At 35.0% G+C, this 16321-nt stretch carries 14 protein-coding genes and 1 pseudogene; 14 read left to right on the top strand and 1 reads right to left on the bottom strand.

The features are described from left to right. Positions 1-391: 391 nt before the first annotated feature. The 12 genes and pseudogenes from KPL75_RS02500 (at position 392) to KPL75_RS02445 (ending at position 13513) form a co-directional block, all read left to right on the top strand. Positions 392-1154, top strand: a pseudogene (locus KPL75_RS02500) (DnaD domain-containing protein). Positions 1155-1233: 79 nt separating this feature from the next. Continuing rightward, positions 1234-3621, top strand: coding sequence for a penicillin acylase family protein (locus KPL75_RS02495; RefSeq protein WP_219919274.1), 2388 nt, complete (start codon positions 1234-1236; stop codon positions 3619-3621). Between the two features lie 221 nt (positions 3622-3842). Beyond that, complete coding sequence (locus KPL75_RS02490) at positions 3843-4787, top strand: ATP-binding protein (RefSeq protein ID WP_219919273.1); 945 nt, start codon at positions 3843-3845, stop codon at positions 4785-4787. A gap of 28 nt (positions 4788-4815) precedes the next feature. Then, complete coding sequence (locus KPL75_RS02485; RefSeq protein ID WP_219919272.1) at positions 4816-6549, top strand: tetratricopeptide repeat protein; 1734 nt, start codon at positions 4816-4818, stop codon at positions 6547-6549. 1 nt (position 6550) lies between these two features. Continuing rightward, a complete protein-coding gene (locus KPL75_RS02480; RefSeq protein WP_033706969.1) occupies positions 6551-6916 on the top strand; it encodes a hypothetical protein in 366 nt (121 codons plus the stop codon). Positions 6917-7028: 112 nt separating this feature from the next. After that, the gene (locus KPL75_RS02475; RefSeq protein ID WP_219919271.1) at positions 7029-7772 is read left to right on the top strand and encodes a hypothetical protein; all 744 of its coding nucleotides are present in this window, start codon (positions 7029-7031) and stop codon (positions 7770-7772) included. A 192-nt stretch (positions 7773-7964) separates the two neighbouring features. Then, positions 7965-9032, top strand: coding sequence for a glycoside hydrolase family 113 (locus tag KPL75_RS02470; RefSeq protein WP_219919270.1), 1068 nt, complete (start codon positions 7965-7967; stop codon positions 9030-9032). An 88-nt stretch (positions 9033-9120) separates the two neighbouring features. Then, positions 9121-9312: a DUF378 domain-containing protein gene (locus KPL75_RS02465; protein ID WP_002084566.1), complete on the top strand. Its 192-nt coding sequence runs from the start codon at positions 9121-9123 to the stop codon at positions 9310-9312. 209 nt (positions 9313-9521) lie between these two features. Further along, the gene (gene serC / locus KPL75_RS02460) at positions 9522-10604 is read left to right on the top strand and encodes a 3-phosphoserine/phosphohydroxythreonine transaminase (RefSeq protein WP_219919269.1); all 1083 of its coding nucleotides are present in this window, start codon (positions 9522-9524) and stop codon (positions 10602-10604) included. Between the two features lie 12 nt (positions 10605-10616). Then, the gene (locus tag KPL75_RS02455; protein ID WP_219919268.1) at positions 10617-11789 is read left to right on the top strand and encodes a 3-phosphoglycerate dehydrogenase family protein; all 1173 of its coding nucleotides are present in this window, start codon (positions 10617-10619) and stop codon (positions 11787-11789) included. Between the two features lie 13 nt (positions 11790-11802). Further along, positions 11803-13050: a DUF1015 domain-containing protein gene (locus KPL75_RS02450; protein WP_219919267.1), complete on the top strand. Its 1248-nt coding sequence runs from the start codon at positions 11803-11805 to the stop codon at positions 13048-13050. Between the two features lie 85 nt (positions 13051-13135). Continuing rightward, the gene (locus KPL75_RS02445; protein WP_219919266.1) at positions 13136-13513 is read left to right on the top strand and encodes a hotdog family protein; all 378 of its coding nucleotides are present in this window, start codon (positions 13136-13138) and stop codon (positions 13511-13513) included. A gap of 67 nt (positions 13514-13580) precedes the next feature. Here KPL75_RS02445 and KPL75_RS02440 read toward each other — a convergent pair whose 3' ends face one another. After that, positions 13581-14612: a S66 family peptidase gene (locus tag KPL75_RS02440; protein WP_219919265.1), complete on the bottom strand. Its 1032-nt coding sequence runs from the start codon at positions 14610-14612 to the stop codon at positions 13581-13583. 277 nt (positions 14613-14889) lie between these two features. Here KPL75_RS02440 and KPL75_RS02435 point away from each other — a divergent pair, with 277 nt between their 5' ends. Together KPL75_RS02435 and KPL75_RS02430 are read left to right on the top strand one after the other, a co-directional pair. Then, entirely contained in the window at positions 14890-15531 is a 642-nt protein-coding gene (locus KPL75_RS02435) for a hypothetical protein (protein ID WP_219919264.1), read from the top strand. A 215-nt stretch (positions 15532-15746) separates the two neighbouring features. Continuing rightward, the gene (locus KPL75_RS02430) at positions 15747-16016 is read left to right on the top strand and encodes a 2TM domain-containing protein (RefSeq protein WP_219919263.1); all 270 of its coding nucleotides are present in this window, start codon (positions 15747-15749) and stop codon (positions 16014-16016) included. The last annotated feature ends 305 nt before the right edge of the window (positions 16017-16321 follow it).

Below are 16321 nucleotides of genomic sequence, written 5' to 3'. Positions count from 1 at the left end.
ATGTCGATTATAGACACTTTTATTTATAAACTTTTAACTTTAAGCACTGAATTGTCTACGAAGGCAACAAGTGCTTTTTATTTTCGTGTAAATATGAGCAGGTGAATCATAATGGTTGTCTGCAATATATGAAGATTGCTGGAGACATTTGTAATTAGGCATCGGATAAGAGAGGAATGAAAACACTATATAAGCCCCTTCAAAGCCCCTTATAAGCACCTACCAAGTAATAAATCACTAAGAAAAAGAAAAAGAAAAAGAAAAAATAAAACCGTCGTTGTAGTAGTTAAAAAAAATTGGAATTCAAATGCAAAAACAAAGCCCTCATCCCTATATGTATATTGAAGGATTGCAATTTACCTTTTTATGAATAAAAGGAGGTGGGAAACATATGGCGGTGTACCGTAATGTGCAGGTGAACTTTTGGCAAGATGAATTTATTTTAGATTTAACGCCAGAGGAGCGTTATTTTTATATATATTTGTTAACTGGTACGAAAACGAAGCAATGTGGTATTTACATATTACCGAAGCGTTTGGCAGAGCTTGAAACTGGTTACAGTATGGAGACTGTTGAGAAGTTATTGAACCGGTTTGTGGAATACGGGAAGATTTTATATGATGCGGAAACGAAAGAGTTATTCATTATAAATTGGTTACACTATAATCCTATTTTTAATACGAACATAGAGAAATGTGTATTACGTGAGCTGAAAATGGTGAAAAGTAAAGAGTTCCTACATAAGTTTTTGCATAAATGTCTTGAAGAAGAATGCAAGATTCCGTTATTACTTCAGTATTTTGGTATGCCAGAGGAAGAGATTGATAGTAATTCACAACAAGTAATTATTCAAGAGAAGGAAGAGGTAGAAAGAGTAGAGGATGCCACTCCGCATAGTGAAGTTTATAAATTTTACGAACAAAACATTAGTAGTCTATCTCCATTATATCGCGAAGGAATTAAAGGAATGGATGCAAAGCGTTTCAGGAGATAAAGTACTAGAGGCACTTAAAATTGCGTTTGAAAATAATAAGGGGACACTTGCTTATGTAAAGGGGATTTTGAAGAATTGGTGTAAGAAAGGACGAGTAAGCTTCAATGAAGGAAAGGAAATAGTGCGTAAGAGAGAAGTATTCAGTTTGTATGATCCATAGCATGAGTAAGGAATGATTTCTTCTTTTCTAAAAGGTTCTTTCACAATAGAAGCGAATAGATTGAGAGAGGAGGGATTGTATGGAAGTCGTCATAAAAAAGAAACGAAATAGGGGAAAAAGGATTTTTATTTGGTCTAGTAGTGTCGTTCTTTTTTTGTTTATTTGCGCTATGATTTTTTTGAACATATATACGTTGAGTTCTATGCCAAAGATAGATGGAACGATAAAACTTGAGGATTTACAACATGCTGTTGCGGTGAAACGAGATAGTAAAGGTGTACCACATATTAAAGCGGAAAATGCGCATGATTTATATTTCTCGCAAGGGTATGTACAAGCGCAAGATCGTTTGTTTCAAATGGATTTAAGTAGAAGACAAGCTTCTGGTATGTTAAGTGAAGTTGTAGGGGAAGCAGCTGTTGATCGAGATAAATTGTTTCGAACGCTCGGTTTACGGCGAGCGGCAGAAGCATCTGTTAGTCAATATGATGGAGAAGCGAAATATGCCCTGCAGTCATTTGCTGATGGGGTGAATACTTTTATACGTGAAGCGAAGGCCGAAAAGAAATTGCCGGTTGAGTTTACTTTATTAGGCTATGAACCTGCTGAATGGTCAATTGTGGACTCTTTAACGATTGGAAAGTATATGGCGTTTGATTTAGGAGGACATTGGCACGGACAAGCGTTTCGATATTGGGCGTTGAAAAATCTTCCGGAAGAGCAAGCGAATGAGCTATTTCCAGCCTATCTGAAAGATGCACCTAGATTACTAGCTGAACTGAAAAATACAAATGTAAATGTAGCACAAAGTTTTTCAAAGACGATCATTCCACCAGAGTTTAATGGGAGTAATAACTGGGTTGTGAGCGGTGAGAAGAGTGCGTCTGGTAAGCCGATTTTAGCGGACGACCCTCATTTATCTCTTGCGACACCTTCTATATGGTATCAAACAAAGTTAGAAACGAAAGATGTAAATGTGAGTGGAGTTATTTTTGCGGGTGTTCCTGGTGTTATGCTAGGGCATAATAAAGAGATTGCATGGGGTGTTACGAATACAGGTCCAGATGTGCAAGATTTATATATTGAAAAGAGAAATCCTAATAATGAAAATGAATTTTTGTATAACGATAAATGGGAAAAGGCTGCTGTTGTTGATGAATCTATTAAAGTGAAGGACGGAAAAACAATCCCTTATAAAGTTACAATTACGAGGCACGGTCCAGTTATTTCGGAATTTGCGGATAAGGGTAAGGAGAAGACGAAAACAGTATTCGCTTTAAGGTGGACTGCTTTAGAGCCTTCCGCTGAATTAAAGGCTGTATTAAATATGAATAAAGCGAAAGATTGGAATGAGTTTGAAACTGCACTTCAAGATTTTCATACACCAACTCAAAACTTTGTGTTTGCATCAAACGACGGCACAATTGCTTATAAAGCGAATGGAAATATACCAGTGCGTAAAAAAGGTGATGGTAGTTTGCCAGTGCCAGGATGGACAGACGAATATGAATGGGAAGGGTATATTCCGTTTGATCAGCTACCGAAAGTAATAAATCCAAAACAAGGGTTTATTTCAACTGCAAATAATAAAATTGTTGATGACGCTTATCCGTACCATATTAGTAATACGTGGGCGCAGCCATATAGGCAAATGCGTATTCAAGAGTTTTTACAAGAGAAGGAAAAGTATACGGTGAAAGATTTAGAAGATTTACAGATGGATCAAAAAAATTTATATGGGAAAGAGTTTACTCCTATATTGTTAAAAGAGTTAAATAAAGCATCTTTAAATGAAGTAGAGAAAGAAGGCGTAAAACAATTATCGAAGTGGAATTTTTACGATAGTAAAGATGAAGCGGCACCATTAATTTTTCATTTGTTAATGAAAGAGATTTCGAATACGTTATTTTCAAAAGAAATACCGAAAGATGTGATGGAGTTATTTGAAGGGAAGTCACAAGTTGTTGATGAATTGATTCGAAAACAAGTAGCAGGAGAAAATAGCGCTTGGTTTACGAAGTACGGAGGCTTCACAAAAGTTGTGCATACATCGTATGAGAATGTAATGAAGAAATTACAGAAGGAATATGGACCAGATGTTGCGGAGTGGAAGTGGGGAGATTACCATCAACTTGCTTTTACACATCCAATTTCGAGATCATCTAGTATATTAGCACTACTTGCATTTAATCGTGAGAAACCAGTTCCAATTGGCGGAAGCCAAGTTACCGTTCAAGCAGCAAGTTACGGAGATAACGGTATTGTAAATCATGGAGCTTCTTGGCGATTCGTTATTGATACGAAAGATATGTCAAACGGTTATCATATAGTAGGGCCAGGACAGTCAGGGCATTTTAGAAGCGATTGGTATCATGACCAAATAGATGATTGGGTGAATGGCACGTATCATACGACTACTTTAAATACAGATGGAATTGAAGGGGAAGTATTAACTTTACAGCCGTGATGTTGTTAGAAGAGATTTTTACATATGTAAGAGTCTCTTTTTTATGATTGTGACAAAATTTGACAAAATATTCTGTAGAAGTTTGTTATGATTTCTTTTGGAATAATTTGTTTAAGAGGAAACGGGGCGTATAGCATAAGGTTTTACAATAGTAGAGATACATTTTTTATGGTATACATACGTTCTAAATTCAAGGATTTCATATGGGGAGAAGGACAAGAATGAACGACATGGAGAAATATCGAGAGAAAATTAAAGTGATTTCTTTTGATAGAGAAAAAAATCAAATGGTTGAAGTGGAAGAGAGTAAAATAACTTTTGATGATATTGGTGGAATGGAAGATATTAAAAAGAAAATAAATATGGACTTTATTATGCCGATTAAGAATCCAGAGTATTTTCAAGCTTTCGGTAAGAAAGTAGGAGGCAGTTTATTATTTTATGGGCCGCCTGGATGTGGTAAGACATTTTTAGCGAGAGCAGTTGCAGGTGAGATAAACGCTAATTTTATTCATTTAGAGTTGCAAGCAATACTATCGATGTGGTCAGGAGAAGCAGAGAAAAATTTACATGAAGTGTTCGAAGAGGCACGAAAAACAAAGCCTTGTATTTTATTTATAGATGAGTTAGACGCATATGGCGGGAATAGACAGAAGATGGGTGCTCATCATCAAAGAACGTTAGTTAATCAATTGCTAGTGGAGATGGACGGAAGCAATTCTTTTAATGAAGGTGTTTATATAATTGGGGCAACAAATACACCATGGTATATTGATCCAGCGTTACGACGACCAGGCCGTTTTAATTCACTTGTTTTTGTGGCACCACCAAATAAAGAGGAAAGACTGACAATACTAGAGTTGAAAACAAAGGATAAACCGAGAATGGAATTGCAGTTAGATTTTGTTTCGAAGTATGCAGAGCATTTTTCAGGGGCAGATTTAACATATTTAGTGGAAGACGCTATTAATGAAGCTATTCAGCGTTCATTTGAAACGGGACAGTTACAACCCTTATCCAATGAAGATTTATTAAAAGCAATGAAAAAACGGCAACCGACAACTTTAGACTGGTTCTCAACCGCAAAAAATTATGCAACGTTTAGTGATGTAAATAAAGATTTTGACAAAGTATTAGAGTATATGGAAGAACACCAATTGAAATAAATGATATTAGATTGGGGGAAAGGAATAGATGGAGGAGCAACTTAGGAGAATCTCGCACTTATTGAAGCTTGGTGATGTTGAGCTTGCAAAAGAAGAAGCGGAATGGATGATTAAAGAAGATCCAGAAGATGCTACTGGTTATATTTGTTTAAGTCATGTGTACTACTTTGGTTTTCGACAAATTGATGAAGCAAGTAAATATTTAGAAGAAGCACTAAAAATAGATCACTTAGATGAAAATGTTTTGTTAACAGCGCTAGATATTTTTTATGCGCAAGAAAATTTTGAGAGATTAAAAGAGATAGCAGAAATAGGGATAAAAAATTATCCGGAAGAAGGCGTATATTACTTTTATGTGGGCGAGGCAAAAGTACATATAGAATCGCTTAATAAAGGTATTACTTACTATAACAAAGCGATAGAGTTAGAACCTGAAAATGATATGTATGTAGGAAGATATGCTTTTATTCTTTTAAGTTATTATCCGAAACGAATAGAAGAGGGTATAAAGGCGGAAAAACGTGCTTTAGAGCTGAATCCAGAAAATGTAACAAATCTAGTCTCTTTTGCAAATGTAGCAAAAGAAAAAGGGAATTTTAAAAAAGCAAGAATGCTAGCTGAAACTGCAATACGATTAGAGCCAAATCACGAAGGTGCTTACAAAATTTATAGGGATACAATCGGAACGAAAAATAAGTATTGTGCCTTTATGGCAAGTTTTACGTATACATTTTGGAATGCATTTTCTAAGTTTTGTAAAATATTTTTGTTTGCAAGTAAGAGGAATCTTAAATTGCACTACATTTTAGTTATTTTAAGCCTTTTAGGTTGGATAATACTTCCTGTATATTTGACAGGTTGGTATGCCGGTTCCGTGTATATAGTTATTTTTATGATGTATAGCATTTCATCTATTATAAAAGGGCGGATTCATAAAGAAGTAGGATTAGGAACACCCTTTGATGCTGAATACAATGTGAAAAGAAATAAAATCATTCGAAATCGTGAAATTTCCAATATGGAGAGTACAGTTGAAAAAGGAGAGACTACTACTATTCCGACTGCGAAACTATCAAAAGAAGAACTGGAAGCACAATTAGAGGGATTTTGGAGTAAAGGAACTGTGTATGATGGGCAGCAAGAAGTTGCGGCGGCAGTGAAAGAGCCCGCTTTATCATCAGCTGAACATAAAAAGATTCAATCATATTCAGATATTGAATCGCCTAAATATAATAAATGGTATATTTGTTTAATTGTCGTTTTATCGATCTCCTTTATATTTAAAGCTGGGAAATTGTATAACTTAAATCATACAAATACGGCGAATACGACGCCACAAATTAGCCAAGAAACGAAGAAAATCATTGTAGAGCAACAGGATAAAGCTCTCAAAGATACGAAAGAATCGTTCGATAAGTTTGAAGTAGTATCTGTATTATACGTATTAAGGAAAGGGGAATGGAATGGAAGTTCAATCGATAAAGTTGTAGAGAAAAGTTATGTACCGGTTATGTTAGAAAAAGTAGGACAACCAGTTGCGGAGAAATTAAAAACAGCAAATCCTATGAAAATTTATAAAGAAGATATAAGAACGTATGTATTACTTCAAAATGAAGATAACTCTTTTATAATCGAAATTTCGGCAAGGAAGTTAACTCATATTTACGGTGAAAGTTGGAATAATGCGCAAGAAGAGATGCAAAAATATGAAGAGTTAATCGGGAAAATAGAGTCACACGGTGTTGAGACAGGGGGGATTTAGTATGAGTATAAAAGTAATAAGAACAACAGGGATAATGGGGGGAGCAGCAAGAGTCGCTGTAAAGGTAGATAACGAAGTAGTAATGAAATTAGAAAATAATGAAGAATACACGCTTCCTTTTGAATTAGATGAAGCAAATATAAAAGTAAAACAATTGTTTTTTGGCAGTAAAGAAAAGAAAGTAAAGGATGGCGATGTAGTAGAAATTAAGATAAATAGTATCGCCATACTATTACTAATGGTGTCAATAATGGCCATTTTATTCGGTTCTTCAATGGGTATAAATATTGTTGTTTTTGGTGTTATAGGAGCATTAGTTACAATGGTATATGGATTGAATAACTGGTTTAGTTTAGAAGTTAAATAATAAAACTGAAGAGTGGGCTGAATCATTGCACGTATTTTGGGGTTCTTTAGTTCATGTAGTTTACTATACAGGAAATGTAATTATTTTTGACGGGAGAATGGGGAGGATTATTATGAAGAGAATGATTGCAGTATCTAGCTTAGCACTTATGGTAGGTTTAACAACTGGTTGTAGCAGTGAAAAAACGAGCGATACAAAAACAGCATCCGTACAGAAAGAAAAAGAGTTAGTAGCGAAAGATATTTTTAATAAAGCAGCTGACGGATTAAAACAAGAGGAAAATCTCACATTAATATATGACGTAGCAATGAATGCGAGCAGTAAATCAGAAGGTATAAAAATGAAAATACAGATGGAGCCGAAACTGAAAAATTCTGGAACTGAAATGAAAATGAGTGGAACTGACATTGTAACGTACGAAGTAGACGGAAAGGTCGTTGCTCAAGTGAAAAACCCTGATACAGGGGAGCTAATTACGGTGCCGAATGATCAATTTAATAAAGATGATTTGATGATGAATAAAAATTTCTTTGAAGAGTTGGATTTACCAGAAGCGTTAGCTAAGAAAATGAAGACTGAAAAAGATGGAGATAAATATAAACTTATACTTGAATTAAAAGGAAAAGAGGCAATGGATACGTTACAGAAAGTCAATGGGAATATGAAAAAATTGACTGAAGAATTGAATATGGATGCATTAAATGTTGAATACATTATAACGAAAGATTATAAGCTTGAAGCTGTAAATTCAAATATAAAAGTGAGTGCAAATGAAGAACACATGAATCTAATTATGAATATGAATGTTGATTCAATTGAAAAATTTGATCCAATTAAGTTGCCAGAAGGAATTTAATAATTTGAATCGTGAAAAGGTAGGAAAAAGGAGCGGAAATCCGCTCCTTTTTTTATTTTCCCTACTATTATTTATATGAATAAAGGCGAACGAAAGTTCTATTAATAAAAATCTCACTTTATATTTTTCTGGAATATATGTGTAACGTTGTATAAAATAATCAAGAAAGCCAAAAATTACAGGGGGAAAGTTTTGAAAAAAAATAAGGGTTTAGTAAGTTTTTTAGGAGTGTGTATTATGTTGTTTTCTTTTTGTTTTCAAGGAAATGTACAGGCAGATGTAAATACTGTTCAATCTGGAAAAATAAAATCAGGAAACGTAACGGTATGGGAAGTAGGAAATGTAGCGAAAGTGTTAGCTGATGTAGAACGTTTGAATTTAAATACGGTGAATGTACCGATTCAAGTTGATATTCCGAATGTGAAGTCGACTAATATGGTAATTGATCAAACGCAAAAGAAACAAGCTATTATTTTAATTCAAGAATTATTAAAGCGTAATATACAAGTTATAGTGGAACCGTTCCCATTTATTCAGCAAGGAAATATTGGAGAAACAGAGTGGAACCCGAGTAATATTAACGATTTCTTCTGGAATTGGAAAACGGTTGTTTTACAAGATATTTTTAATTCTATTACAAGTAAGTACAATGTTTATGGGCTGAAAATCGCTTCTAATTTCGTTAATATGGAATATGCAGAAGGATATTGGAATGATACGATTAATTTTGTTCGCCAGCAGTATAAAGGAAATGTTTTGTATCAAATGAACTGGTGGTTAACTGCAAGCTTTGATCCTTCTTTTGAGGCGAAATTTAAAGAGAAAATAAATCGTCCGTATTTAAAAAAGGTGGACATTGTAAGTATTGATAGTTGGTTTGAAGTTTCAGGGAAAAGAAATCCATCATACGAAGAAGTAAAACAAAGTTTATTTGCGACGACAGTATATAATCGTGGCCAAAATGTTGTTCAGCAACTGGAACAATTACATAAAGCAACAGGAAAGCCAGTGTACTTTGGTGGATTTAACGTACCGGCGCGTGAAATTGGACTACAAAACCCGTGGAACCCAGATGTTACGAATGTGTTTTCAAAAGATGTACAATTTAACGGGTGGCGTGCTTACCGAGATGTATTAGAATCGAAGCCGTATTTTAAAGGTTTTTCAATTTGGTTTATCGGATCTAATGATAGTAATCATTCATATCAAATACATAGTAAAGAAGCAGAGACAGTTATTAATGGCTGGTATAAAAAATAATTTTTATAAAGTAGGTAAGTTTTAGAATCGGCTACATATATTTTAGTGAAAGGCCTTTCACCATCTTATCACCTAGGGGGCAATCATAATGAAATTTTTGTCATACCTTACAGTAATTTTGGTGATTCTTGGCGGTTTGAATTGGTTGTTTGTAGCGTTAGATTATAATGTAGTTGAGAAATGGTTTGGTTCTATGCCGGCGCTTGTGGATACTATTTATTGGCTCTTTGGTCTTTCAGCTATTTATCAAATTTTCGATCGGTTCTTTACGAGTAAGTAGCTATTATACTTTATTACTAGAGTGTTAAGTACGATTATGTACTTAACACTTTTTTGTATGTTTATAAAAAAGTGTTTGCACTTGCAAGCGATTCCAGCGCGTCTTGCGCCGTAATAACGGAAAACAAATTGACCGTGTATTGTATATAGGTTATAATTCAGAAAGTTTAAAAAATAATAAAAATGAGAAATAGGGAGGTTATCTGGGTGATGGAGAGAGTGTATAATTTTTCAGCAGGACCATCTATACTCCCTTTGCCAGTTTTAGAGAAAGTGCAAAAGGAGCTTGTAAATTATAACGGGACAGGCATGTCTGTTATGGAAATGAGCCATAGATCTTCTTATTTCCAAAGTATTATTGATGAGGCAAGCAGCTTACTTCGTGAATTAATGAACATTCCTAATGGATATGAAGTTTTATTTTTACAAGGTGGTGCGTCATTACAATTTTCTATGATACCGTTAAATTTAATGAGCACGTATAAAAAAGCTGGGTATGTACTGACAGGTTCATGGTCTAAAAAGGCACTGCAAGAAGCCGGAAAAGTAGGAGAAGTACAAGTGATTGCTTCTTCTGAAAAAGAGAAGTTTACTACGATTCCTAAAATGGCTGATTTACGAAGTGATGAAAAACTAGATTATGTACATATAACAACTAATAATACAATTGAGGGGACAAAGTATGTGGATATACCACATTTAGAAACAGTGCCGCTTGTTGCGGATATGTCCTCAAATATTTTATCAGAACAATATGATGTTACGAAGTTTGGCCTCATATATGCGGGTGCGCAAAAGAATTTAGGGCCAGCGGGCTTAACGATTGTAATTATAAAAAAAGATTTAATTGGTGGGGCAGATCGTTTTTGTCCTACAATGTTAAACTATGAAACTTACAGTAAAAATAACTCCCTATATAATACACCGCCCACCTTTAGTATTTACGTAGCAAAACTTGTACTAGAGTGGTTGAAAGAACAAGGCGGGGTATCTGCGATGGAAGAACAAAATAGAATGAAATCTTCACTTCTTTACAATTTTTTAGATGAATCTAAATTGTTTACTTCACCAGTTGATCCCACGTATCGATCACTTATGAATATTCCGTTTACAACACCGTCAGAAGAGCTTAACAATCAGTTTTTACAAAAAGCGAAAGAACGTGGTTTCATTACGCTAAAGGGACATCGCTCAGTAGGTGGTATGCGCGCTAGTATTTATAATGCGATGCCAGTCGAAGGTGTTGGGCAATTAGTAGATTATATGAAGGAATTTGAGCTTGAAAATAGATAGGGAGATGGGGATATGTTTCGTGTTCAGACGTTAAATCAAATTGCAGAAAAAGGTTTGCAAGTGCTTAGCGGAGAGCGTTATGAAGTAGGGGATAGAATGGAATACCCAGATGGCATTTTACTTCGCAGCTATTCTTTACATCAAGAAGAGTTTTCAAAAGACTTAAAGGCGATTGCAAGAGCTGGTGCTGGTGTAAATAATATTCCTGTCGAGCGATGTACAGAAAAAGGGATTGTAGTATTTAATACACCAAGAGCTAATGCCAATGCAGTAAAGGAACTCATTATCGCCAGCCTTATTATGTCTTCACGTAATATTATTAATGGAGTAAGCTGGACGAAAAATTTAGAGGGTGAAGAAGTACCTCAGCTTGTTGAATCAGGAAAAAAACAATTTGTTGGATCAGAAATTGCAGGGAAACGTTTAGGGGTTATTGGACTTGGCGCAATCGGTGCTTTAGTTGCAAACGATGCGTTAGCTTTAGGGATGGACGTTGTCGGATATGATCCTTACATTTCAGTTGAAACAGCTTGGCGCCTTTCTACACATGTACAAAGAGCATTTAGTTTAGATGAAATTTTTGCAACATGTGATTATATTACACTGCATATTCCTCTTACGAATCAAACGAAGGGAATTATTGGTGAACACGCTGTAGAGAAGATGAAAAAAGGTATGCGTCTATTCAATTTCTCAAGAGGAGAACTTGTAGATGAAAATGCTCTTCAAAAAGCGTTAGAAGAAGATATTATTACACATTACGTAACGGACTTCCCGAATGAAAATGTTATAAAGATGAAAAATGTAACAGCGACGCCTCACCTTGGTGCATCTACATCTGAATCGGAAGAAAATTGTGCGGTCATGGCAGCACGTCAATTACGTGAATATTTAGAGACAGGAAATATTCGTAATTCAGTAAACTATCCAAACGTCGAACTGCCTTATATAGGAAAGAAACGTATTACAATAATGCATCAAAACGTTCCGAACATGGTAGGACAAATTACAGGATGTTTAGCAGAACATCATATTAATATTGCGGATATGATTAATCGTAGTAAACATTCTTGGGCATACACAATGATTGATATTGATAACGGAATTGATGATATAATAAAAGAGAATATTGTGGAAAATATAAGCAAAATTACAGGTGTTGTAGCCGTTCGAATGATTGTGTAAAGGAGAGAGAAACTTGGCAAAAATCCGACCGTTTCGGGCCATTCGTCCAGTAGAAGAAAAAGCAGCGGAAGTCGCAGCTTTACCGTATGACGTATTAAATAGTGAAGAAGCAAGAGAGGTTGTAAAAGGAAATCCATATTCATTCTTACACGTTGACAAAGCAGAAATTGATTTAGACCCGGCACTTTCACCATACGATGATCGCGTATATGAAAAAGCGGGTGAAAATTTAAAGCAATTTATACAAGAAGAAGTGTTCGTTCAAGATGAAGAGTCAGCGCTTTACATTTATGAACTGACGATGCAAGGAAGAACTCAGTCAGGTCTTGTTGTTTGTACATCGATTGACGAGTATGAAGATGATACAATTAAAAAACATGAAAGAACGCGTCATGAAAAAGAACTAGATCGCATTCGTCACGTAGATGTGTGTGATGCAAATACGGGTCCTATTTTTTTAACGTACCGTACAAAAGAAGAAGTGAAGCGTTTAATTGCAAGCTGGAAAGAAGAACATGCGCCAATCTATACATTTACAGCGGAAGATGGTGTGGAGCATGTTGCTTGGAAGATTGAAGATGAAGATGTAATTGCCACTTTAGTAAATGAATTTGAAGATATTCCTAACTTGTACATTGCAGATGGACATCACCGCTCTGCATCAGCTGCAAAAGTAGGACTTATGCGAAGAGAACAATATCCGAATTACACAGGAGAAGAGGAATTTAACTTCTTCTTATCCGTTTTATTCCCTCACGATGAATTATCAATTTGGGACTATAACCGAGTTGTGAAAGATTTAAATGGCTTATCTGAAGAACAGTTTTTAAAGCAAATCGCGCAGTACTTTTATGTAGAAGAAGCAACTGTTTCACCGTATAAACCAAATGAGCCAAAATCATTTGGCATGTATATAAACGAGAAGTGGTATAAGCTTACTGTGAAAGAGGAAACATTTGATGCGAATGATCTCGTTAGAGGTTTAGATGTATCTATCCTGCAAGATCATTTATTAAGCCAAGTGCTTGAAATACATGATCCGCGATCTGATTCACGCATCGATTTTGTCGGTGGAATCCGTGGGCTAGAAGAACTAGAACGTCTTGTGAACAGCGGTGCATATAAAGCTGCATTCGCGTTATATCCGACGTCAATGGATGATTTATTAGCAATCGCAGACGCTGGAGAAGTAATGCCGCCAAAATCAACGTGGTTTGAGCCGAAACTGCGCAGTGGGTTGTTTGTTCATTCTTTAAAGTAAATATAGACTTCATTAGTTTGAAAAACCGAAATGATTTTAGTTTCGGTTTTTCTTATTTTAAAAGAGTTTTTGAGGAGGGGTATGGATGAAATTGCAAGTAGGCGAAAAAATCACCTTTGAACGAACTTTTACAAAAGAAGATGTTGTGTTATTTACGGAAGTATCTAAAGATGAGGGAATCCACCATGTTACACCAGATGAACAAGGACGATTTGTTGTACAAGGTCTTTTAACATCAACATTGCCTACAAAAGTTGGTGGTGATTATAATGTATTGGCTCGTAAAATGGATTTTGAATTTTTACGCCCCGTTTTTAGCGGTGATACAATTCGTTGTGACGTAACAATTGAACAATTTGAACCCGATGAAAAAAATCGTACAAAGATTATTGCGATGTTTACATGTATGAACCAACTTGAAAAAGAAGTATTGAAGGGGAGTTTTTCTGGGATTATTCTTTAATCAGTAGGCGAAGGAAGCAAGTAAAATAAGTGTGGGGGAACCCCCCACACTTATTTTAAGTTTCACTTTATTCCACTCCACTTTCTAAAACATAGAAAGATCCATTATTACAATCGATTTCTGCCATCGCGCCGTAAGGTAAAATAAACTTCGGTTCGGTATGACCAAAATTTAAATTATAAAGAACTGGTAAATTCTCTAAATTATTTTCCTTCATAACCTTCAGTATTTCATGTTTATATTCTTCATAATATTGTTCATCTTTTGGTTTACCAAAAATGATTCCCTTTGCTTTTTGCAGAATGCCTTGTGCTGCATAGTTTCGAAGCCAATATTTTATATAACTTGGTTCTGGATGATCTTCAGAAGTTTCAAAGAAGAGAATACTATTCTCCCAATATTTTTTCTCAGGCCAAAGCGCCGTTCCTTTTGCAAATTCGAGCACTTCAATACAACCACCAATTAAACGTCCTTGTACAGTAGTAGAGCCTTGAAGTACCTCATAGCCATTGTTGTGCTGCATAGTACGCCTTTGATTTTTATTCGACTCTATCCATTCTAAACGCTCGCTTGTCCATTCATTAGCTGGTTGAATTTCGCCAATAGTTTCATTTGAAAAGAGAGTTCGATTCACCATTTCAATTGTATATGGATCCATCTCTACATTTTCGGCAAAATCGGTCAAAATTGCTGGACCGTAAAAAGAGGAAAGACCTGCTTTATGGCAAAATAAATGTGAAACGGTAACGTCAGAGTACCCCATAAAAATTTTCGGGTTTTCACGTATCACATTAAAATCTATATAAGGAAGTAAACGGATACTATCTTCTCCGCCAATATTCGCAATAATTGCTTTAACGCGCGTATCTTTAAATGCTGTCATTATATCTTCTGCACGAGCCCCTGGATTGTTATAAAGATATTCGCTGCCTTTTAAACTATTTGGCATTGGAATAACCGTAAGACCAAAAACTTCTTCTAATCTTCTTACTCCTTGCTCATAACGCCATCTTAGCTCAGAATCACCTGCTCCTCCCCACGAAGGGCTTACTGTTGCCACAATATCTCCGGGCTGTAATCTGTTTGGTTTTATTAACATTTTAACTCCGCTCCTACATAATGTAATGAACTACGATTAATTGAAAAAATATGATGCATGACATTATTTTCTTCATCATCAATCCGTTTACCTGCTGATATTCAAGAATTTAGCATTAGTGTTGAATATAGGAATAATCGATTCATATTTAAAAATCACAGTATGCAACATTGCATGAGAAAGATGGTTGCTATTCCTTCTAACCTGTAACTATAATGGTTACAGGTTGGTCGTATCCAATCAAAAAATAAAATCAGCATGAATGGAGATGTTACATATGGGTATAAAAAAAATAATTTTAGCAGGTGCTTTAGGAATCGCAGCATTATCAGGAACGAACTTACCAGGATTAGAAGTAACAAAAGTGAGTGCAGCTTCTATTGAATCAAATTTCTCGATGTTAGAAGGGCGAGTAGTAGAAGTGGATAATGGTGTGATTATCGTTAAATCTAAGCAATACGAAGAACCTGTTAGTGTTTATATTGATTCACTTTCAAATGTGAAAGTAGGGGATGAAGTAAAAGCTACTGGATCTATGATGCGTAATTTTACGGAATATATGATTGCAAATACAGTTGAAAATACTTCAAATAAATTGGGTATGCACATGAAAGAAGACGGTTCTCCTGATTATGTAATTGGGGAAGTATCAAAAGTAGGAACGATGGAAGATGAAGGAGACGGTTCTACTAAATATGTCGTAGTTGAGTATCCATCGCTAAACGGTAAGAAAGTTATTATTGATGTTTTCTTAACAAAGGGACAAGTATTTAATACGGGTGAGAAAGTAAAAATTGATATGAAGTATGTGGGCTGGGGCGGAATTTCTATTAACTACAACACAACGGATCATATTGAAAAAGTTCATGAAGTAAAGAACAACGTTGAAAATAATGATGATGTTTGGATTTGGTCTTAATAAGGCGAGTATAAGTCGTTATTTGCAATTTACTCCAAACAATAAATGTAAAAACTAAATGTATCACGCAGTACCCATCAAATTATCATGTGTATGACAATTTGATGGGTATTTTTTATTTTGTGTTTTTTTGAGAATAAGGGATTTTCGATTAGAATATGATGTTTAAATCGGAGCGAGTTTAAAAAATACAATAATGGAAGAGGTGTTTAAGGGTGGAGCGAGATGAGATTTATTTACGAGCTAAAAAAAGGGTGGAGAATTTAAAAGCGTTTTACATTCATTTAACGGTTTATATACTAGTTAACTTAATGCTTTTTTTTATAAATATAAGCTCTGATTCAAGTGAATTATGGTTTTTATATCCACTGGGAGGTTGGGGGATCGGTATCGTTATACACGGTTTGACAACTTTTCCATTTGGGATATTCGGAAAAGAGTGGGAAGAACGAAAGATTAAAAAATATATGGAGAAAGATAAGTAAATTTATTTCTGGAATGTATGAATATAAAATCTCATATAAATCTCTGGGATCAAATGCTTGATGCGAAGTCTATTCTATGGCTTCGCATATTTGTTTTTTATTCGAAGTTTGTGCGAGTCAGTGTACATATTCATTTTTAAGAGTGAATTGCGTGTGAAATCAAAACTTTATTTGTAGTACATAATAAATAAAGTTGTTTTACTGTTTTAATTACATGTGGATATAGGATTAAAGTTTGTTTATTATCTTATATTAAAATAAAAAAAGACCACTGTTCGATTTGAATATTCCACGATATAATGGTG

Origin of the sequence: Bacillus sp. NP247 (genome assembly GCF_018966865.1) — a bacterium.
Lineage (GTDB): Bacteria > Bacillota > Bacilli > Bacillales > Bacillaceae_G > Bacillus_A.
The sequence above is the reverse complement of the archived record's forward strand: the minus strand, read 5'-3'. Positions and strand labels throughout refer to the sequence as shown.

What these genes read in the sequence shown, in the direction of transcription:
- KPL75_RS02445 (WP_219919266.1), top strand. Translation starts at nt 13,136, where the DNA reads ATGAAATTGCAAGTAGGCGAAAAAATCACCTTTGAACGAACTTTTACA.
- KPL75_RS02475 (WP_219919271.1), top strand. Translation starts at nt 7,029, where the DNA reads ATGAAGAGAATGATTGCAGTATCTAGCTTAGCACTTATGGTAGGTTTA.
- KPL75_RS02495 (WP_219919274.1), top strand. Translation starts at nt 1,234, where the DNA reads ATGGAAGTCGTCATAAAAAAGAAACGAAATAGGGGAAAAAGGATTTTT.
- KPL75_RS02455 (WP_219919268.1), top strand. Translation starts at nt 10,617, where the DNA reads ATGTTTCGTGTTCAGACGTTAAATCAAATTGCAGAAAAAGGTTTGCAA.
- KPL75_RS02465 (WP_002084566.1), top strand. Translation starts at nt 9,121, where the DNA reads ATGAAATTTTTGTCATACCTTACAGTAATTTTGGTGATTCTTGGCGGT.
- KPL75_RS02435 (WP_219919264.1), top strand. Translation starts at nt 14,890, where the DNA reads ATGGGTATAAAAAAAATAATTTTAGCAGGTGCTTTAGGAATCGCAGCA.
- KPL75_RS02440 (WP_219919265.1), bottom strand. Translation starts at nt 14,612, where the DNA reads ATGTTAATAAAACCAAACAGATTACAGCCCGGAGATATTGTGGCAACA.
- KPL75_RS02490 (WP_219919273.1), top strand. Translation starts at nt 3,843, where the DNA reads ATGAACGACATGGAGAAATATCGAGAGAAAATTAAAGTGATTTCTTTT.
- serC (WP_219919269.1), top strand. Translation starts at nt 9,522, where the DNA reads ATGGAGAGAGTGTATAATTTTTCAGCAGGACCATCTATACTCCCTTTG.
- KPL75_RS02485 (WP_219919272.1), top strand. Translation starts at nt 4,816, where the DNA reads ATGGAGGAGCAACTTAGGAGAATCTCGCACTTATTGAAGCTTGGTGAT.
- KPL75_RS02480 (WP_033706969.1), top strand. Translation starts at nt 6,551, where the DNA reads ATGAGTATAAAAGTAATAAGAACAACAGGGATAATGGGGGGAGCAGCA.